Raw genomic sequence first — 18,404 nt, 5'->3', positions numbered from 1 at the left:
CGCGCGGAAAGGGAGTTCCGGCGCGGGGGGCCTCGTGGGGGGTCAGGGCGTCAGCGGCGGGAGGTGGCGAGTTCGGCTACGCGGCCTCGGACCAGGAACCAGCCGGCGACCAGGGCGGCGCCGATCAGCGGGACGAACATGACCGTGGTGCGGCCGACGCCGCCGTCGCACCACATCAGGACCAGGACCGCGAGGAGGAAGGCGAGCGTCACGATCTGGGTGTACGGGGCCCACGGGAGCTGGTACGCCGGGCGCTCCAGGCGGCCCTCCTGCGCGCGGCGCCAGAAGAAGAGCGAGCAGAGCATGACCATGCCCCAGGTGCCCAGGATGCCGAGCGAGGCGAAGTTGAGGACGATCTCGAAGGCGTCCTCGGGCATGAAGTAGTTCAGGCCGACACCCGCGACGCCGAAGGCGGCGGTGAACAGGACGCCACCGTAGGGGACCTTGCCCTTGTTCATGACGCCGGTGAACTTCGGGGCGGAGCCGGACAGGGCCATCGAGCGCAGGATGCGGCCGGTGGAGTAGAGGCCGGAGTTCAGGCTGGAGAGGGCCGCAGTCAGGACGACCAGGTTCATGACGCCGGCGGCGCCGGGGACGCCGAGCTTGTCGAAGACGGTGACGAAGGGGCTCTGGTCGGAGCTGTACGCGGTGTAGGGCAGGAGGAGGGCGAGGAGGACGACCGAGCCGACGTAGAAGAGGCCCACGCGCCACATGATCGAGTTGATCGCCTTCGGCATGATCTTCTCGGGGTTCTCGGTCTCGCCGGCGGCGACGCCGCAGAGCTCGACGGAGGCGTACGCGAAGACGACGCCCTGGATGACCAGGAGCATCGGGAGCATCCCGGAGGGGAAGATCCCGCCGTTGTCCGTGACGGTGGACAGGCCCGGGGTGTGGCCGCCGATCTCGTGGCTGGTGGCGACGAGCCAGATGCCGACGATCAGGAAGATCACCAGGGCGGCGACCTTGACCAGGGAGAACCAGAACTCCATCTCGCCGAAGTACTTCACCGAGATCAGGTTCGCGGTGAGGACGATGGCGAGGGCGATGAAGGCGAGGACCCACTGGGGGACGTCGGTGAACAGCGACCAGAAGTGCGCGTAGGTCGCGGCGGCCGTGATGTCGGCCACGGTGGTCGTGGACCAGTTCAGGAAGTACAGCCAGCCAGCCGTGTACGCGCCCTTCTCCCCCATGAACTCACGGGCGTAGGAGACGAAGGCGCCGGAGGAGGGGCGGTACAGGACGAGCTCGCCGAGCGCGCGGACGACGAAGAAGGCGAAGACTCCGCACACCGCGTACGCGATCGCGAGCGAGGGGCCCGCATCGGCGAGGCGGCCGCCGGCGCCGAGGAACAGGCCGGTGCCGATCGCCCCGCCGATCGCGATCATGTTGATGTGGCGGGACTTGAGGTCCTTGCTGTAGCCCTCGTCACCGGCGTCGACATGGCGGGAAGACGCCGGGGCGGCGGGGGCCTCGGTCAAGGTGCGGTCACTCAGGTCACTCATGTATGACTTCGCCTTCGTGGGGGTCGGACGACAGGTCCGTTCCACGGCGCAGGGGAGCTGGGTGGTGTCCCCTGTGTCGCGGTCCGGTGATTTTGTCGCACCAGGAGACCATGAGGGTCCACGACCGCCAAAACCGACCCCCTGCACGCCGAAGCCCCCGACGACCATGGAAACGGTTGCCGGGGGCTTCGTGGGCGCTGGAAAGGGAGGTTCCGGAGGTCAGTCCCCGGCCGGGGTCTGCGCGGCCTGGTCGAGGCGGAAGGCCTCGTTCCCCAGACCGATGCGGGCGTGCACCTCGGGCCGGCTGCGGCGCAGCACCGCCCCGTAGACCAGGCCGACCACGACGGCGGCGCCGATGATGCCGGGCAGGACCCAGCTCAGTGCGGAGCCCTTCTCGGCGCCGACGAGAACGCCGAAGTCCTTGACGGTGTAGACGGCGATGCCGAGCAGCGCGACACCGGCGGCGCCGGCCGCCACGAGGCGCCAGATCTGGGCGCCGGCGGTGCCGCGGCGGACGAAGAAGGCGATGACCGCGAAGGAGGCGGCGGCCATGAGGAGGGTCACGCCGAGGGCGCCGACACTGCCCATCCAGGTGAACAGGTGCAGTACGGGGGCGGTGGGGTCGGGGAGCTGCACCGCGAGGGTGGGGTCGGCGGGTGCCTTGTCCTCGGAGACCGCGAAGGCGATCACGACGAGGGCGGCGATTCCGGTCTGCAGCAGGGAGCCGGTGGCGGGGGCGCCGGTGCCGGCGTTGGTCCGGCCGAAGGCGGCCGGGAGCAGGCCCTCGCGGCCCATGGCGAAGGCGTAGCGGGCGACCACGTTGTGGAAGCTGAGCACGGCCGCGAACATGCCGGTCACGAAGAGGACGTGCAGGACGTCGGTGAAGGTGCCGCCGAGGCGGCTCTCGGTGAGCTGGAAGAGCAGGCCGGGGCCGGCCTCGGCGGAGGTCTTGACGACCTCGGCGGGGCCGGTGGCGACGGTGAGGGCCCAGGCACTGAAGGCGAAGAAGAGGGCGACGAAGCCCACGGCGAGGAACATCACCCGCGAGACGACGATGTGCGGCTTGCTGGTCTCCTCGGCGTACACCGGGGACTGCTCGAAGCCGACGAAGGCGGCGATGCAGAAGCAGAGGGCGGTGCCGAAGCCGGCTCCGCTGAGGGTCTCGGGGTTGAAGGCGTGCAGCGAGAGGCCCTCGGCGCCGGGCTGGGCGAGGGCGGCGACGTCGAAGACGACGACGAGGGCGCACTCGATGAGGAGGAGGATCCCGAGGACCTTGGCGTTGAGGTCGATCTTGAGCCAGCCGAGCGCGCCGGTGAGGGCGACGGCGAGCAGGGCCGGTATCCACCAGGAGAGTTCGATCTCCAGGTAGGTGGCGAAGAGGCCGGATATCTCGAAGCCGAGGATGCCGTAGACGCCGACCTGCATGGCGCTGTACGCGACGAGGGCGACGAGCGAGGCACCGGCGCCGGCGGTGGGGCCGAGGCCGCGGGCGATGTACGCGTAGAAGGCGCCGGCGTTGTGGACGTGCCGGCTCATCTCGGCGTACCCGACGCTGAAGAGCGCGAGGACGGCGCCGAGGATGACGAAGAGCAGCGGCTGGCCGACGACGCCCATCACGCCGAAGGTCGTGGGCATGACACCGGCGACCACCATCAGGGGGGCGCTGGCTGCGAGTACGGAGAGCAGCAGGCCGGCGGTGCCGAGCCGGTCGGCGCGCAGCGCCCGGTCCTGGCCCTTGTACGTACGGATCTCGGCCGGGTCTTGGAGCGTGGTGGATCTGCCCGTCGGCATGGCGGCGTCCTTTCGGGGGCGCGGTTCTTTCGGGGGTGGCGTCTTCGGGGCTTGCGTCTTCGGATCGAGGGGTTTCGAGGGCTGCGGTACTGGGCGGTGCCGGAGGGTGTCAGGCGGTGCCGAGTGCGACGCTGCGCGCGGCGAGGAAGGCCTTCTGCGGGTCCCGGTCCGGATAGGACCAGGGAGCGCGGGTGGCGTGGCTGCCGATGCGATGGAAGAGGGCGGCGGCCTCGGCGGGGCGGCCCTCGCAGAGTTTGGCGTGGGCGAGGAAGTTGAGGTCGACCCGGTTGCGGGGGTGGTCGTCGCGCTCCCATTCCAGCCACCAGTCGAAGGCGGAACGCAGGACCTGGCGGGCCCGGCGGCCGGCCCAGTGGGCGGCGGCAGCCTCGGGAGAGTGACCGTGCGTCGCAGCGAGCACCCGGTAGCGCTCGGCGTGCGCGACGACGGGGAGCACCGCCAGCGGGGAGTCGGCCGGGGACTCCTCGGCGGCCCAGGACGCGAAGTCGTAGACCTCGTGGAGCGGGTCCTGGCCGGAGAGGAGGGCGCGCTCGGCCAGCTTGGCGACCATCAGGTGGTGGGCGTGGTGGTGCTCCCGGTGGCGGGCGCGGACCTGGTCGAAGTGGCGGCTGAACTCCTCCTCGGTGCCGAAGGCGCCGGAGAGGAGGAGCAGCCCGAGCCAGGGGGTGGGGTCGGCGGGGAGCAGGGCGGCGGCCCGGCGGCAGGCTTCCTCGGCGGCGGCCGGGCTGCCCTTGTGGCGCAGGGCGGTGAAGACGGCGGCGCAGGCGAGGAGGGTCGCCGCGTCGGCGCTCTCCGGTTCGGCGAGGAGCCATTCACCGGCCCAGGCGGTGGCCGCCGGGGTCTGGGCGAGGACGACGACGCGGTGGCTCCGGCGGTCCCAGTCGTCGCCGGTGCCGACCAGGAGGGAGCGGGCCCTGGCCCACCGGCCCTGGGTGAACTGGGAGCGTACGTCGACGAGTTCGGCGTCGCAGAGGGCCGGGTCGAACAGCTGGGCGTCCCGCTTGCGGGCGCGGCCGAGGGGCGGCGGAGGCGGGGACATCCGCGGGTTTCCCTCCAGGGCGCGGGCGGACAAGGGACAACGGCGGCCGCCCACGCGCGCGGAGTGCACGCGAGCGGTCCGGCCAGGGGGTGGTTCGAGGTGGTCCGGGGTGTTCTGGGGGTGATCTTGGGAGCGCTCTTGGGACGGTCCGGGGACCGTGTCGGTGAGCGCACCGGTGATCACGCACAGCAAAGCGGTATGCACAGCTCCGAGTCAAGGTCCAGTCCACTGCGTGGCGGGTTTCAACTGCTGTGTTGATCGTGTGAGTTGAGGTGGTAGCGCCTGTTCTGGGGGCGTCCGCACGACGCCGCGGAGTGGCTCGGTGCCCGCACGAGATGATCTTCCGCCGGACGAACCGCCGCCGGAGGCGGACGCCCGGTCCCTGCCGGTCCGGCTCCGCGCAACAAGGCGTGGGAGCGGCGGAATTGACGGCCGTGGAGGTGCTGCGGCTCGCCGGCGTCGGGCCGCGGCACACGCGCTCGACGAGGGCGAGCGATGCACCTCGGTGGCCGAACGGCACACGGCACATGAGGAGTTCCGGCAGGGCGATCCGGCCCGGCGATCCGGTACGCGCGGTGATCGGTGACCCGGGGTTCGCGGTCGACGACGACACCCTGGTCGTCGCGGAGCGGCTCCGGGTCACCGAACGCCGTCAGCCCACCGCCTCGGCGGCTGCGCGGCCCGCCGCCCGGCCCGAGAAGATGCACCCGCCGAGGAAGGTTCCCTCCAGGGCCCGGTAGCCGTGGACCCCGCCGCCGCCGAAGCCGGCCGCCTCGCCCGCCGCGTAGACGCCGGGCAGCGGTTCGCCCGCCTCGGTCAGGACGCGGGAGGAGAGGTCGGTCTCCAGGCCGCCCAGGGACTTGCGGGTCAGGATCGAGAGCCGTACCGCGATCAGCGGCCCGGCCTTGGGGTCCAGGATCCGGTGCGGCGCGGCCGTGCGGATCAGCTTGTCGCCGAGGTACTTGCGGGCGCCGTGGATGGCCGTCACCTGGAGGTCCTTGGTGAAGGGGTTGGCGATCTCGCGGTCGCGGGCCACGATCTGGTCGCGGACGGTGGCCTCGTCGAGGAGGTCCTCCTTGGTCACCGCGTTCATCCCGCGCACCAGGGCGGACAGGTCCCGCTCGACGACGAAGTCGGCGCCGTTGTCCATGAAGGCCTTGACCGGGGCGGGTACGGCCTGGCGGGCGCGGGTGAAGACGTCGCGGATCGACTTGCCGGTGAGGTCCGGGTTCTGCTCGGAGCCGGAGAGGGCGAACTCCTTGCCGATGATGCGCTGGTTGAGCACGAACCAGGTGTGGTCGTGGCCGGTCTTCATGATGTGGTCGAGGGTGCCGAGGGTGTCGAAGCCGGGGAAGAGCGGCACGGGCAGCCGCTTGCCGGTCGCGTCCAGCCACAGCGGGGAGGGGCCGGGCAGGATGCGGATGCCGTGGCGGGCCCAGATCGGGTTCCAGTTCTGTATGCCCTCGGTGTAGTGCCACATCCGGTCCTTGTTGATGTGACTGGCGCCCGCCGCCTCCGCGATGCCGAGCATCAGGCCGTCCACGTGCGCCGGGACCCCGGAGAGCATCCGCTGCGGCGGGGTGCCGAGCCGGTCGGGCCACTGCGCGCGGACGAGGTCGTGGTTGCCGCCGATGCCGCCGCTGGTCACGATCACGGCCTGGGCGCGCAGGGAGAAGGCCCCGCTGACCTCGCGGCCGCTGGCGGTGCCGCGTACGGCGCCGGAGGGCTCCAGGACCTCGCCCGTCACGGTGTCCACCGCGCCGGCCGTGCCGGAGAGCCCGGTGACCCGGTGGCGGAACTTCAGCTGGACCAGACCGCGGGCCACTCCGGCGCGCACGCGCCGCTCGAAGGGCTCCACCAGGCCGGGGCCGGTGCCCCAGGTGATGTGGAAGCGGGGGACGGAGTTCCCGTGGCCGTTGGCGTCGTAGCCGCCGCGCTCCGCCCAGCCGACCACGGGGAAGAAGCGCACGCCCTGGGCGTGCAGCCAGGAGCGCTTCTCGCCGGCCGCGAAGTCGACGTAGGCCTCGGCCCAGCGGCGCGGCCAGGCGTCCTCCTCGCGGTCGAACCCCGCGGTGCCCATCCAGTCCTGGAGGGCGAGCGCGTGGCTGTCCTTGATCCGCATCCGGCGCTGCTCGGGCGAGTCCACGAAGAACAGCCCGCCGAAGGACCAGTGCGCCTGGCCGCCGATCGACTGCTCCGGCTCCTGGTCGAGCAGGATGACCTTGCGGCCCGCGTCGACGAGCTCGGCGGTGGCCACGAGGCCGGCGAGCCCGGCTCCGATCACGATCACGTCTGCGTCGTACGTCATGCGGTTACCCGTCCTCCGTCGGTGGTGGGGCAGATCCTTTGCTACGGAGCGGTAACCAGTCAACAGCGGTGGCGATGGTTGGATGACCCGTGTGAGTGCCGCTGATGAAGTACTGGACGTGGTGGACCGGGACGACCGGGTCGTCGGGCAGGCCCCGCGCGGCGAGGTGTACGCCCGCGGGCTGATCCACCGGTGCGTGTTCGTGCTGGCGAGGGATGCGCGGGACCGGGTCTTCGTCCACCGGCGGACCGCCTCGAAGCTCGTCTTCCCCTCGTACTACGACATGTTCGTGGGCGGGGTGCTGGGCGCGGGCGAGGACTACGCCGGGGCGGCCTTGCGGGAGGCGGAGGAGGAGCTGGGGGTGCGGGGACTGCCGCAGCCCGAGCCGCTGTTCAAGTTCCTGTACGAGGGCCCGGGCGGGGCCTGGTGGTCGTACGTGCACGAGGTGCGGTGCGAGCTGCCGGTGGCCCCGCAGGTGTCGGAGGTCGACTGGCACACGTACCTCGCGCAGGAGGAGCTGGACCGGCGGGTCGAGGGCGGGCAGTGGGCCTGGGTGCCGGACGGGCTGGAGGCGTACCGGCGGCTGCGGGAGCACTGGCGGCTGCAGGGGTTCCGGGGGCCCGGCCAGTAGATTGGGCAGGTGATCGACTTCGTCAAGGACGTGCGCCTCTGGTTCGCACCCGCACGCCTGAAGGACGAGGGCGTGACCCCCGACTACCGCTTCTCGCTCGCCAACGAGCGGACCTTTCTGGCCTGGATCCGGACCGCGCTGGCCCTGGTGGGCGGCGGTTTCGCCGTCGACCAGTTCCTGCCGGACCTGCGGTGGGGGGTGCGGGTCGGGATGGCCTTCGCGCTGCTCGCGGTGGGCGCGGCCTGTGCGCTGCGGGCGGTGAACCACTGGGTGCGGTGCGAGCGGGCGATGCGGCGGGGTGAGGACCTGCCGCTGTCGCGGTTCCCGGTGGTGCTGAGCCTGGGCGTGGGGCTGGTCGCGGTGGCGATGGTGGTGGTCGTGCTGCTGGGCTGGACGTCCGGGCAGTGAGCGCGTCGGGCACGGACCGCGATGCCGGGCTGCAGCCCGAGCGGACCCGGCTCGCGTGGCGGCGTACGACGCTGGCCTCCTCGGTCGTGGCGGTGCTGGCGCTGCGGCAGGCGCTGCGCGGGTTCGGCGCGCCGGTGGAGGTGGCCGGGGCGGCGTCGATCGCGCTGATCTGGCTGGTGTTCCTGTGGGTGGCGCACCGGCGGATCCGGACGCTGGCGGCCGACCGGCCGCCGCCGCTCGCGCCGCGGGCGGCCCTGGCGGCGGTGGCGTGCACGGTGGCGCTGGCGCTCTTCGCGATGACGGTGATCTTCTGAGCTGCCGGTCGGATGATCGCGCTTCGCCGCGCCACTCGGACACAACGGGCGATATGCGGCGATCCGCACTAATCTCGGCCTCATGACGACCCTGCACCACGAACATCCCACGCACCAGCACACGCACGGCGCGGACTGCGGGCACCAGGCGGTCTCGCACGGCGACCACGTCGACTACGCGCACGACGGCCACCTGCACCGGGAGCACTCGGGGCACTGGGACGAGTGCGAGCCCGCCGGGCACACCACGCACGACGGCCACACGCACGCGCACGGCGCGAACTGCGGGCACGATGCGGTCCAGCACGGCGACCACGTGGACTACCTGCACGACGGTCACCGGCACGCCCAGCACGATGGCCACTACGACGACCACTGAGCGCCAGGCCCCTGAGGGGCACGCCCCGGAGCGACGGCTCCCCTGACCGGCGCCACAGCTGAACCGTGCCGTGGCTGACCGAGTTTCCGGTCAGCCACGGCACCCGCTCTCCCCCCGCACGGCAACGGCTGGCAGGATGCCGACCGCCCGTCAAAGCGATCCGGGGAGAGCGCAGATGACCGTCGCAGAGCCGTACCTCGTCCAGCCCGCACCCGGGGTGCACGCCTACGTCCAGCCGGACGGCGGCTGGTGCCTCAACAACGCCGGCTTCGTCAGCGACGGCGGCCGGACCCTGCTCGTGGACACCGCCGCCACCGAGCGGCGGGCCCTGGCCCTGCGCGATGCGGTCGTCGCGGCCGGGGTGCCGCTCCCGCGCACCGTGGTGAACACCCACCACCACGGCGACCACACCTACGGCAACGGCGTCTTCGCCCCCGAGGCGCTGATCCTCGGGCACGACAACGCGCGGGCCGAGCAGCTCGCCGCCGGGCACCAGCTGGAGATGATCTGGCCCGCGACGGACTTCGGCGCGATCGACATCACCGCACCCGACCTCACCTACAGCGACCGGGCGACGCTGCACGTCGGCGGGACGGAGGTGCAGGTCGTCCACCCGGGCGTCGCGCACACCACCGGGGACTCGATCGTGTGGCTGCCCCGGCAGCGGGTGGTCTTCACCGGCGACCTGGTCTTCGCCGAGGGGACTCCGTTCCTGGCGATGGGCTCCCTGGCCGGCTCCCTGCGCGCGCTGGAGCTGCTGCGCTCGCTGGACGCGGAGACCGTCGTACCGGGCCACGGACCCCTGACCGATCCCTCGGCCTACGACTCCACCGAGCGCTACCTGCGGTACGTGGCCGAGCTCGCCCGGGAGGGGCGGGCGAAGGGACTGACCCCGCTGGAGGTGGCCCGGCAGGCCGATCTCGGCGAGTTCGCCGCCTGGCGGGAGAGCGAGCGGCTGGTGGCGAACGTGCACCGGGCGTACGCCGAACTGGCCGGGGAGCCGGAGGGCGCACCGCTGGACATCCTGGCGGTCCTGAAGGACATGACGGTGATGAACGGCGGGACCCCAATCCTCTGTCACGCGTGACATTGCCGGGCGGAAGGGGTTCTTTCCGCCCGCACTCTGGACGGCATACCGACTGGTCGGCATGATGGGGCTGCGACGGTGCGCCGACGTACCGCCGTTCTTCCCCTCGTTTCCCTCGTTTCCCTCGTTTTTCTCGTTTCCCTCGTTTCCCCTCGTCTCCCGTCGACTCCCTCGTCGACTCCGCACGGAGGTGCGCACCATGACGTCAGCCCCAGCCGACCCGCGCGGCCTGGATCTGGAGCGGCTGCGCGGTCATCTCGACCGGGTACGCCCCGGACTCGTGGCCGGGGCGCTGCGCGGCCGGCTGATCGAAGGCGGCCGCTCGAACCTCACGTACGAGATCACCGACGGGACGGCCCGCTGGGTGGTGCGCCGGCCGCCGCTGGGCCACGTCCTCGCCACCGCGCACGACATGCGGCGCGAGCACCGGGTCATCGAGGCGCTGCACGGCACGGCCGTGCCGGTGCCCGAGCCGCTGCTGCTCTGCGAGGACGAGGAGGTGCTCGGGGCCCCGTTCTACGTCATGGAGTTCGTGGAGGGCGTGCCCTACCGGACGGCCGGCGAGCTCGCGGCGATCGGGCCCGAGCGCACCCGGCGGGCGGTGCTCGGCCTGGTGGACACCCTGGTCGAACTGCACGCGGTGGACCCGGAGGCGGTCGGCCTGGGCGACTTCGGCCGGCCCGAGGGCTTCCTCGACCGGCAGCTGCGCCGCTGGGGCAAGCAGCTCGCGGCCTCCCGGGGACGGGAACTCGCGGGCATCGACGAGCTGCACGCGACGCTCGGCCGGACCCTGCCCCGCTCCCCCGCCCCGACCGTGGTGCACGGGGACTTCCGGCTCGACAACGTCCTGATCGGCGGCCCGGACGACACGATCCGGGCGGTGCTGGACTGGGAGATGTCCACGCTCGGGGATCCACTGACCGATCTCGGGCTGCTGGTGATGTACAGCTCGGACCTGGGCCTGACCGGATCTCCGGTCAGTACGACCAGCGGCGCGCCGGGCCATCCGACGCCCGCCGAGCTGGTCGAGCGGTACGCCGCCCGCTCGGGCCGGGACACCGGCGCCATCGCCTGGTACACGGCCTTCGCCTGGTTCAAGCTCGCGGTGATCCTCGAAGGCATCCACTACCGCTACACGCTCGGGCAGACGGTCGGTGCGGGCTTCGACCGGATCGGCGAGCTGGTCCCGGTCTTCATCGAGCACGGACTCGCCACGCTCCAGGACCTCCAGGACCTCTAAGACCTCCAGGAAGGCTGAGGCAGCACCCATGGATTTCGCATTCGACACCCGGACCGAGGAACTCCGCGAGCGGCTGCTCGCGTTCATGGAGGAGTACGTCTACCCGGCGGAGCCCGTCGCCGCCGAGCAGCGCGCGCGGCTGGCCTCGCCCTGGGACACCCCGGCCGTCTTCGGTGAACTGAAGGCCGAGGCGCGCCGTCAGGGCCTGTGGAACCTCTTCCTTCCGGACGCGGAGTACGGCGCCGGGCTGACCAACCTCCAGTACGCGCCGCTCGCCGAGATCACCGGCCGCAGCCCGCACCTGGCGCCGACGGCGACCAACTGCGCGGCCCCCGACACCGGGAACATGGAGCTGCTCGCGCAGTTCGCGAGCGAGGAGCAGAAGAAGCAGTGGCTCGAGCCGCTGCTGACCGGAGAGATCCGCTCCGCCTTCGCGATGACCGAGCCGGAGGTCGCCTCCTCGGACGCGACGAACATCGAGACGCGCATCGAGCGCGACGGTGACGCGTACGTGGTCACCGGGCGCAAGTGGTTCATCTCCGGGGCCATGAACCCGGATTGCAAGATCTTCATCGTGATGGGCAAGACCGACCCGGAGGGCTCCGATCCGCGCCGCCAGCAGTCGATGATCCTGGTCCCCCGCGACACCCCGGGGGTCGAGGTGCGCCGGGCCATGACGGTGTACGGGTACGAGGACCACGACCACGGCGGCCACGCCGAGGTCGTCTTCGACGGGGCGCGGGTCCCGGCGGCGAACCTGATCGGCGAGGAGGGCACCGGCTTCGCCATCGCCCAGGCCCGGCTCGGCCCGGGTCGCATCCACCACTGCATGCGGCTGATCGGCATGGCGGAGCGGGCCATCGAGCTGATGTGCCGGCGCGCGGTGGAACGTACCGCCTTCGGCAAGCCGCTGGCCGCGCAGGGCGTCGTCCAGACGTGGATCGCCGACGCCCGGGTCACGGTGGAGCAGCTGAGGCTGCTGGTGCTGAAGACGGCCTGGCTGATGGACACGGTCGGGAACCGGGGCGCGCACACCGAGATCCAGGCGATCAAGATCGCGACCCCGCGGGCCGTGGTGGGCATCCTGGACCGGGCGGTGCAGCTGCACGGCGCGGGCGGGGTGAGCCAGGACTTCCCTCTGGCAGAGCTGTGGGCGGCGGCGCGGACGCTGCAACTGGCCGACGGACCGGACGAGGTGCACCAGCGGTCGCTGGCGCGCCGGGAACTGAAGAAGTACAGCTGACCGGGGCGGGCCGTCGGCCGCGCGGTCCGGGACGCCGACCCCGGACCGCGCGGCCGTCGGCCGTCCGCTGACCGCCTTCGCGGCTGGCGGTACGGCGGCCTGTCGGCTTGCCGGTCGGCCGGTCGGAGGCCCGAGGCCCGGAGGCCCGGAGGCCCGGCGGATCGTCAGGCTGAGCCGGACGCGGCGATGTGGCCCGCCGCCGCGTCGATGACCTCGTCCAACACCTCGCGCGAGCGGAGCAGCTCGCCGATCATCCGGTCGATCCGCTCCCGCTCGCCCGTCAGCTCGGCCACCAGCTGCGGGGTGGCGCGCACCGACGGGCCGCCGTCCTCGTCCCGCATGCAGGGCAGGATCCGTGCGATCTTCGAGCTGTTCAGCCCTGCCGCGTACAGCTCCTGGATGCGGATGACCCGGTCGACGGCCCGCTCGGAGAAGTCCCGGTGGCCGCCGGGCGTCCGGTCGGCGGCCAGCAGTCCCTGTGCCTCGTAATAACGCAGCGACCGCTCGCCGACACCGGTGCGCGCCGCCAGTTCCCCGATCCGCATGCCCCGCCTCAGGTCTTGAATCTGACATCACTGTCAGGTTTTACGGTACCGGGCATGACGCAGACACAGCAGGTTCCCGCCGCATCCCGACTCTTCGAATCCACCCGCCTCGGCGGCCTGGAGCTCCCCAGCCGCCTCGTGATGGCGCCGCTGACGCGCAACCGCGCCGGGGCCGACGGCGTCCCGGGCGAGCTGATGGCCACGCACTACGCCCAGCGCGCGTCGGCCGGTCTGATCATCGCCGAGGGCACCACCCCGAACGCCGTCGGCCAGACCTATCCGCACATCCCCGGCATCCACAGCCCGGCGCAGATCGCCGGCTGGCGCCGGGTCACCGAGGCCGTGCGCGCGGCCGGCGGGCGGATGTTCCTCCAGCTCCAGCACGGCGGCCGGGTCGGCCACCGCGACACCAGCGGGCACGTCCCGCTCGCCCCGTCGGCGGTGCGGTTCCCCGAGCCGCTGCACACCCTCGGCGGCCTGCGGGACGCGGTCACGCCCCGTGCGATGACGGACGAGGACATCAGGTCCACCCTCGCCGACTTCGCCGCGGCCGCCGTGCACGCCGTCGAGGCGGGCTTCGCGGGCGTGGAGGTGCACTCCGCCAACGGCCACCTGCTCCACCAGTTCCTCTCGCAGAACACCAACCGGCGCACCGACGCGTGGGGCGGCTCCGTCGAGGGGCGCATCCGGTTCACGGTCGAGGTGGTCCGGGCCGTCGCCGAGGCCATCGGGCCGGAGCGGGTCGGCGTACGGATCTCACCCGGGCTGAACGTCAACGGCATCGAGGAGGGCGACACCGAGGACATCTACCCGGCGCTGCTCCAGGCCCTGGCGGAGCTCGAACCGGTCTACCTGCACCTGGTCCACGCCGACCCGGACCGGCCCGCCTTCACCGAGATCCGCAAGGCGTGGCCCGGCACGTTGATCGCCAACCCGGTGCTCTCCCGCGAGGAGGTCGCGGCCGACGGCGGCCGGCTGCGCGGCGAGGCCCTGCTGGCCGCGGGCGCCGATCTGGTCGCGCTGGGCCGCGGCTTCATCGCCAATCCCGACTTCGTGGAGCGGCTGCGCACGGGCGCGCCCCTGGGCGAGCTCCGTCCGGAGTTCCTGATGCACGTGCACGGGGCGGAGGGCTACACCGACTACCCCACGCTGGAGGAGGCGAACGGGCGACCCGTCAGGGGCGCAGCGCGCGCAGCAGCAGGTCCGCGAGATGGTCGGCGACCTGCTGCGGCGTGAGCGGGCCGTCCGCCCGGTACCAGGTGGACAGGTGGTGCACGGATCCGAAGTGGTAGTCCACCACCAGGTCGGCGGGGGTGGCGCTGGAGAACACCCCGGTGCGCTGGCCCTCCTCGACCAGGGCCCGGAAGCGCTCGTGGTAGCGGCGGCGCTCAGCCCGGACCTGCTTGAACTTCTCCGGGCTGAGCTGGTGCATCGACCGGAAGAAGATCATCGCGTCGTCGAGGTTCTCGATGGTCGTGACGACCACGTCGGCGGCCGCCGCCCGCAGCCGCTCCTCGACGGGCGCGTCGGAATCGGCCACCGCGTCGAGCCGCTGCTGTTGCAGGCGCAGCATCCGCGCGTACACCTCGTGCAGCAGATCGTCCTTGGAGCCGAAGTAGTGGTAGAGCGCACCCTTGGTGACTCCGGCCGCCTCGACGATCTCCTGGACGGAGGTGCGGTCGTAGCCGCGCTCGGCGAACAGCCGGGTGGCGACGGCCAGCAGCCGCTGCGGTACCGGGGCTTCGTGCGTGCCTGCGGGCTCCGTGGTCCTGGCCGCCATGGCGCTGACCTTCCCTTCCTCATTCCTGCCTGGTCACTGCACTGCGACCAGCTGTACGACCGTCCGACTGTTTTCAGCCGCGATCGCGCAGTTCCCGTCGCAGGATCTTGCCACTGGTCGTCTTCGGAAGGACAGGCAGGACCTCCACCTGGCGCGGGTATTTGTACGCGGCGATGCGCGCGGCGCAGTAGGCGGAGAGCTCCTGCGGTTCGGCCGAGGTGCCGGGGCGCAGGCTCACGTACGCCTTGACGCTCTCCCCGCGGTAGGGGTCGGGGACGCCGACCACCGCCGCCTCGCGGACGGCGGGGTGGGTGTAGAGCACGTCCTCGACCTCGCGCGGCCAGACCTTGAAGCCGGAGGCGTTGATCATGTCCTTCTTCCGGTCGACGACGTAGAGCCAGCCGTCCGGGTCCATGAAACCGACGTCCCCGGTGCGCAGTTCGCCGTCCGGGAAGGCCTCGGCGGTGTCCGCGGGCAGTCCCCAGTAGCCGGGCACGACCTGGGGGCCGCGGACGGCTATCTCGCCGGTCTCGCCGAAGGGCACCTCGGCGCCGTGCTCGTCGAGGATGCGCACGACGGTGTCGGCGCCGGGCAGGCCCACGGAGAGGGTGCCGGAGGCGGGGTCGACGGGGGCTTCGAGGTGCACGGGCACGCTGGCGCAGGGGGCGGTGCACTCGGTGAGGCCGTAGCCGTTGCGGAGGTAGAAGCCGAAGGCGGTGCGCAGCCGCTCGACGAGGGCGGGCGGGAGCGGGGCGCCGCCGGAGGAGATCACCTGGAACGAGGCGAAGTGGTCCGGGGTGGCGACGGGGTGCGCGGCGAGGGCCATGAAGGCGGTGGCCGGGCCGACGGTGTAGGCGGGGCGGTGCTCCAGGAAGGCGTCGAGGACGGCTCCGGCGTCGAAGCGGTGGGCGAGGACGAGGGTGCCGCCGTTGGCGAAGGAGGCGGTGAGCTCGCAGACCATGCCGGTGATGTGGAAGAGGGGTGCGAGGGCGAAGTAGGTGGCGCCTTCGGGGAGGGGGTGGGCGGTGACCTGCCGTACGGCGTTGTACGTGAGCGCGCCGTGCGGGTTCATCGCGCCCTTGGGGGTGCCGCTGGTGCCGGAGGTGTAGCTGATGAGGGCGGTGTCGGCGGCGGTGAGGCCCGGGTCCTGCGGCGCGGGGCGCGTGCCGCGGGCCACGGTGGCGAGGTCGGCGACATGGGGGTCCGCCGGGGCGCCTGCGAGGGCCGTCCGACCGCGCGCCTGGCCGACCGTCTCGCCGACGGTCTCGCCGACCGCCTGATCCGACGGCCCGGGGACGGGGTCCGGCGCGGACGGCGCGTCCTGCGGGGCGGGCCGGGTGGGCGCCGGAGGGAAGATCCGCGGGTCGTTCCGGGTCTGGAAGTCCTGGTCCGAGCTGGTCAGGACGGTCCGCACGGCGCTGCCCCGCACGGCCTCGCACAGGTACGCCTCCCACGCGCGGCCGTCGCAGACCAGCGCGGCGGCCCCGGAGTCGCCCAGGACGTGCGCGACTTCGCCGGACTTGTACATCGGGTTGAGCGGGACGACGACGGCCCCGGCCTTCCAGGCGGCGAGTACGGCGAGCACGAAGTGCGGGGTGTTCTGCAGCATGACCGCGACCCGGTCCCCGCGGCGGACGCCCCGCGCCGCGAGGTGACCGGCGACGGAGTCGGAGAGCGCGTCGGCCTCGGCGTAGCCGATCCGGCCGTCGAAGTAGGCCAGCGCGGTGCGCTCGGGGGCCCGGGCGACGGCCTCGCGGAAGGCGTGCAGGACGGTGGGCGGCGGAGTCACGGGCGCCCGCTGGACGGGGGCGAGCAGCCCGAGCCAGGGCTTGGCGGCGTACGCGGAGCCGTACGGGGTTCCGTACGAGGATCCGTACGTGGTCACCGGGTTTCCCATTTCTGCTGGAGGTGGTTCATGCCGCTCAGCCAGCGGTCCGGCTCGGTGGCGCGGGCGGCGTAGAAGTCGGCGACCTCGGGGTGCGGGAGGATCAAGAACCGGCCCTTCTCCATGCCGTCGAACAGCGCGTCAGCGACCGCTTCGGGCTCGATCGCGGTCGGCGCGAGGACGAGTTCGCCCGCCGAGCCCGCGGCGGTCAGCATGTCGGTGCGCACCCCTTGCGGGCAGATCGCGTGGACCTGGACACCGCGGTGCCGGTAGGTCAGCGAGAGCCATTCGGCGAAGGCGAGCGCACCGTGCTTGGTGACACTGTACGGGGCCGCCCCGATCATGGTCAGCAGCCCGGCTGCCGAGACGGTGGACACGAAGCGGCCGCTCTCCCGCTCCAGCCAGTCCGGCAGCAGCAGTCGCGCGGCGCGCACGTGGGCCATGACGTTGGTGTCCCAGGCCGCTTCCCAGACGGCCTCGTCGGCGAAGGCGTCGCCGCCCGAGGCGAGTCCGGCGTTGGCACAGTAGACGTCGACCGTCCCGCCGAGGGCCTCGCGCGCCTCGGCCACGATCGCGGAGGCGTCGCCGGGCACCGGGATCGCGCGGTCGCCGATCGCGCCCGCCACCGCGGCGGCCTTGGCCGGGTCGAGGTCGTTGATCACCACCGTGGCGCCCTCGGCCGCGAAGCGGTGCGCGAGGGCGGCGCCGATGCCGCCGCCCGCGCCGGTGACGACGACTCGCTGGTCCTGGTACGCGTTCACGGGGATCACCTCTCGTGCGGCCGGAATCCGACCGTGCTCATCTGCCGACGGCGAGCAGACTAACCAGTCGGTATGTCCGGGCGGAAGGGGCGCGACTCGTAGCGTGGCCGGATGACGCTGTCGCGACGCGGGGTGCTGGGGCTGGCGGGGGCCATGGGATCGGCGGGCGCCCTGGGGGCGGTGGGAGCCGGCACGACGGCCGGGTCCGCGGGCGCCGGGTCCGCAGCCGGGGCTGGGACCGGGACCGCCGGCGCCGGGGCCGCAGCGCCCGCCGGATCGGCCGCACCGAGGGCCGCCGGCCGGGTGCGCACCGGCTTCGAGCAGCTCGCGGCGGACGGGTACGGCGTACTGGCCGGGCAGAAGGTCGGGGTGGTCACCAACCCCACCGGGATCACCCCCGACGCCCGGCACTTGGTCGACGTCCTGCACGCGGACGAACGGGTCGACCTGGTCGCGGTGTTCGGGCCCGAGCACGGCTTCCGCGGGACGGCGCAGGCAGGGGACTCCGAGGGCGCCTCCCGGGATCCGGCGACCGGACTTCCGGTGTACGACACGTACGACAAGAGCGGGCAGCGGCTCGCGGACGTCTTCACGGCGGCCGGGATCGACACCGTCGTCTTCGACATCCAGGACGTCGGGGCGCGCTTCTACACCTACATCTGGACCCTCTACGACTGCATGCGCGCGGCCGCGCTCGCCGGCAAGGCGGTGGTGGTGCTCGACCGGCCGAACCCGGCGGGCGGCCGGCGGGCCGCGGGGCCCGTGCTGGAGCGGCCGTACGCGAGCTTCGTCGGCCGGGAGCCGATCGCCCTCGCGCACGGGATGACGACGGCCGAACTGGCCCGGCTCTTCAACGGCGAGTTCCTGGCCGACCGGCCCGTCACGCTGCGGACGGTGGCGATGTCCGGGTGGCGGCGGGAGTCGTTCTTCGGGGAGACCGGGCTGCCCTGGGTGCCGCCCAGCCCGAACATGCCGACACCGGACACGGCCCTCGCGTACGCCGGCACCTGCCTGTTCGAGGGGACGAACCTCTCCGAGGGGCGCGGGACGACCACACCCTTCGAGGTGGTGGGCGCGGAGGGCATCGACCGGCGGTGGGCGGAGGCGGCGAACGAGCTGGGCCTGCCCGGGGTGTGGTTCCGGGAGGCGTACTTCACGCCGACCTTCTCCAAGCACGTGGGGAAGGTGTGCGGCGGGGTCCGGCTGATCGTGCACGACCGGGAGGCCTTCGATCCGGTACGGGCCGGGATCGGACTGCTGGTCACCGCGCGGCGGGCGTGGAGCGGCTTCGCCTGGCGGACGGACCACTGGATCGACCGGCTGACCGGCTCGGACCGGGTACGGACGATGGTGGACGCGGGGGCCGGGGTGGAGGAGGTCGCGGCCGACTGGGCGGCGGGGCTGGCGCGCTTCGGCGCGGTGCGGGAGAAGTACCTGCTCTATCCGTGAGCCGACCGCGTCAGGGGGCTGGCC

At 72.6% G+C, this 18,404-nt stretch carries 17 protein-coding genes; 9 read left to right on the top strand and 8 right to left on the bottom strand.

Annotation, left to right across the window (positions count from 1 at the left end; genetic code table 11):
* Positions 1 to 50: 50 nt before the first annotated feature.
* The 4 genes from OG534_RS29115 to OG534_RS29100 form a co-directional block, all read right to left on the bottom strand.
* Entirely contained in the window at positions 51 to 1,493 is a 1,443-nt protein-coding gene (locus OG534_RS29115; protein WP_326593928.1) for an amino acid permease, read from the bottom strand.
* Positions 1,494 to 1,721: 228 nt separating this feature from the next.
* Positions 1,722 to 3,293, bottom strand: coding sequence for an APC family permease (locus tag OG534_RS29110; RefSeq protein WP_326591923.1), 1,572 nt, complete (start codon positions 3,291 to 3,293; stop codon positions 1,722 to 1,724).
* Positions 3,294 to 3,402: 109 nt separating this feature from the next.
* Entirely contained in the window at positions 3,403 to 4,350 is a 948-nt protein-coding gene (locus OG534_RS29105; protein ID WP_326591922.1) for a hypothetical protein, read from the bottom strand.
* 652 nt (positions 4,351 to 5,002) lie between these two features.
* Positions 5,003 to 6,658: an FAD-binding dehydrogenase gene (locus tag OG534_RS29100; protein ID WP_326591920.1), complete on the bottom strand. Its 1,656-nt coding sequence runs from the start codon at positions 6,656 to 6,658 to the stop codon at positions 5,003 to 5,005.
* 82 nt (positions 6,659 to 6,740) lie between these two features.
* Between OG534_RS29100 and OG534_RS29095 the strand changes: the two genes are divergently transcribed.
* The 7 genes from OG534_RS29095 (at position 6,741) to OG534_RS29065 (ending at position 11,960) form a co-directional block, all read left to right on the top strand.
* Positions 6,741 to 7,289, top strand: coding sequence for an NUDIX domain-containing protein (locus OG534_RS29095; RefSeq protein ID WP_398564809.1), 549 nt, complete (start codon positions 6,741 to 6,743; stop codon positions 7,287 to 7,289).
* A 9-nt stretch (positions 7,290 to 7,298) separates the two neighbouring features.
* Entirely contained in the window at positions 7,299 to 7,697 is a 399-nt protein-coding gene (locus OG534_RS29090; protein ID WP_326591918.1) for a YidH family protein, read from the top strand.
* Entirely contained in the window at positions 7,694 to 8,011 is a 318-nt protein-coding gene (locus OG534_RS29085) for a DUF202 domain-containing protein (RefSeq protein ID WP_326591917.1), read from the top strand. Before OG534_RS29090 ends, OG534_RS29085 begins: the two co-directional genes overlap by 4 nt.
* 82 nt (positions 8,012 to 8,093) lie before the next feature.
* Positions 8,094 to 8,390 (top strand): hypothetical protein, encoded by a 297-nt coding sequence (locus tag OG534_RS29080; RefSeq protein WP_326591915.1) that lies wholly within the window; start codon positions 8,094 to 8,096, stop codon positions 8,388 to 8,390.
* Between the two features lie 175 nt (positions 8,391 to 8,565).
* The gene (locus OG534_RS29075) at positions 8,566 to 9,477 is read left to right on the top strand and encodes an MBL fold metallo-hydrolase (protein WP_326591913.1); all 912 of its coding nucleotides are present in this window, start codon (positions 8,566 to 8,568) and stop codon (positions 9,475 to 9,477) included.
* 199 nt (positions 9,478 to 9,676) lie between these two features.
* Complete coding sequence (locus OG534_RS29070; RefSeq protein WP_326591911.1) at positions 9,677 to 10,717, top strand: phosphotransferase family protein; 1,041 nt, start codon at positions 9,677 to 9,679, stop codon at positions 10,715 to 10,717.
* A 28-nt stretch (positions 10,718 to 10,745) separates the two neighbouring features.
* Positions 10,746 to 11,960, top strand: coding sequence for an acyl-CoA dehydrogenase family protein (locus tag OG534_RS29065; protein ID WP_326591909.1), 1,215 nt, complete (start codon positions 10,746 to 10,748; stop codon positions 11,958 to 11,960).
* 164 nt (positions 11,961 to 12,124) lie between these two features.
* Here OG534_RS29065 and OG534_RS29060 read toward each other — a convergent pair whose 3' ends face one another.
* The gene (locus tag OG534_RS29060) at positions 12,125 to 12,505 is read right to left on the bottom strand and encodes a MerR family transcriptional regulator (RefSeq protein WP_326591907.1); all 381 of its coding nucleotides are present in this window, start codon (positions 12,503 to 12,505) and stop codon (positions 12,125 to 12,127) included.
* A 54-nt stretch (positions 12,506 to 12,559) separates the two neighbouring features.
* On the opposite strand from OG534_RS29060, the gene OG534_RS29055 reads away from it, so the two are divergent.
* Positions 12,560 to 13,741, top strand: a complete 1,182-nt coding sequence (locus tag OG534_RS29055) for an alkene reductase (RefSeq protein ID WP_326591905.1) — start codon at positions 12,560 to 12,562, stop codon at positions 13,739 to 13,741.
* On the opposite strand, the gene OG534_RS29050 is transcribed toward OG534_RS29055, so the two are convergent.
* The 3 genes from OG534_RS29050 to OG534_RS29040 all read right to left on the bottom strand — a co-directional run bounded on the left by OG534_RS29050 (position 13,680) and on the right by OG534_RS29040 (position 16,940).
* A complete protein-coding gene (locus OG534_RS29050) occupies positions 13,680 to 14,285 on the bottom strand; it encodes a TetR/AcrR family transcriptional regulator (RefSeq protein ID WP_189973680.1) in 606 nt (201 codons plus the stop codon). The two genes, OG534_RS29055 and OG534_RS29050, sit on opposite strands and share 62 nt — an antisense overlap.
* Positions 14,286 to 14,358: 73 nt before the next feature.
* A complete protein-coding gene (locus OG534_RS29045) occupies positions 14,359 to 16,182 on the bottom strand; it encodes a class I adenylate-forming enzyme family protein (protein ID WP_442807165.1) in 1,824 nt (607 codons plus the stop codon).
* A complete protein-coding gene (locus OG534_RS29040; protein ID WP_326591902.1) occupies positions 16,167 to 16,940 on the bottom strand; it encodes an SDR family oxidoreductase in 774 nt (257 codons plus the stop codon). The genes OG534_RS29045 and OG534_RS29040 overlap by 16 nt, the downstream gene beginning before the upstream one ends.
* 102 nt (positions 16,941 to 17,042) lie before the next feature.
* Here OG534_RS29040 and OG534_RS29035 point away from each other — a divergent pair, with 102 nt between their 5' ends.
* On the top strand, positions 17,043 to 18,380 hold the full coding sequence (locus OG534_RS29035; protein WP_326591900.1) for an exo-beta-N-acetylmuramidase NamZ family protein: 1,338 nt from the start codon (positions 17,043 to 17,045) through the stop codon (positions 18,378 to 18,380).
* The last annotated feature ends 24 nt before the right edge of the window (positions 18,381 to 18,404 follow it).

The sequence above is a fragment of the Streptomyces sp. NBC_01294 genome (assembly GCF_035917235.1).
GTDB lineage: Bacteria > Actinomycetota > Actinomycetes > Streptomycetales > Streptomycetaceae > Streptomyces > Streptomyces caledonius.
The sequence above is the reverse complement of the archived record's forward strand: the minus strand, read 5'-3'. Positions and strand labels throughout refer to the sequence as shown.

Bases quoted from the DNA above. Each gene is read 5' to 3' on its own strand.
- OG534_RS29110 (WP_326591923.1), bottom strand. From the start codon at position 3,293: ATGCCGACGGGCAGATCCACCACGCTCCAAGACCCGGCCGAGATCCGT.
- OG534_RS29105 (WP_326591922.1), bottom strand. From the start codon at position 4,350: ATGTCCCCGCCTCCGCCGCCCCTCGGCCGCGCCCGCAAGCGGGACGCC.
- OG534_RS29100 (WP_326591920.1), bottom strand. From the start codon at position 6,658: ATGACGTACGACGCAGACGTGATCGTGATCGGAGCCGGGCTCGCCGGC.
- OG534_RS29095 (WP_398564809.1), top strand. From the start codon at position 6,741: ATGACCCGTGTGAGTGCCGCTGATGAAGTACTGGACGTGGTGGACCGG.
- OG534_RS29080 (WP_326591915.1), top strand. From the start codon at position 8,094: ATGACGACCCTGCACCACGAACATCCCACGCACCAGCACACGCACGGC.
- OG534_RS29075 (WP_326591913.1), top strand. From the start codon at position 8,566: ATGACCGTCGCAGAGCCGTACCTCGTCCAGCCCGCACCCGGGGTGCAC.
- OG534_RS29070 (WP_326591911.1), top strand. From the start codon at position 9,677: ATGACGTCAGCCCCAGCCGACCCGCGCGGCCTGGATCTGGAGCGGCTG.
- OG534_RS29065 (WP_326591909.1), top strand. From the start codon at position 10,746: ATGGATTTCGCATTCGACACCCGGACCGAGGAACTCCGCGAGCGGCTG.
- OG534_RS29060 (WP_326591907.1), bottom strand. From the start codon at position 12,505: ATGCGGATCGGGGAACTGGCGGCGCGCACCGGTGTCGGCGAGCGGTCG.
- OG534_RS29055 (WP_326591905.1), top strand. From the start codon at position 12,560: ATGACGCAGACACAGCAGGTTCCCGCCGCATCCCGACTCTTCGAATCC.
- OG534_RS29050 (WP_189973680.1), bottom strand. From the start codon at position 14,285: ATGGCGGCCAGGACCACGGAGCCCGCAGGCACGCACGAAGCCCCGGTA.
- OG534_RS29045 (WP_442807165.1), bottom strand. From the start codon at position 16,182: ATGGGAAACCCGGTGACCACGTACGGATCCTCGTACGGAACCCCGTAC.
- OG534_RS29035 (WP_326591900.1), top strand. From the start codon at position 17,043: ATGACGCTGTCGCGACGCGGGGTGCTGGGGCTGGCGGGGGCCATGGGA.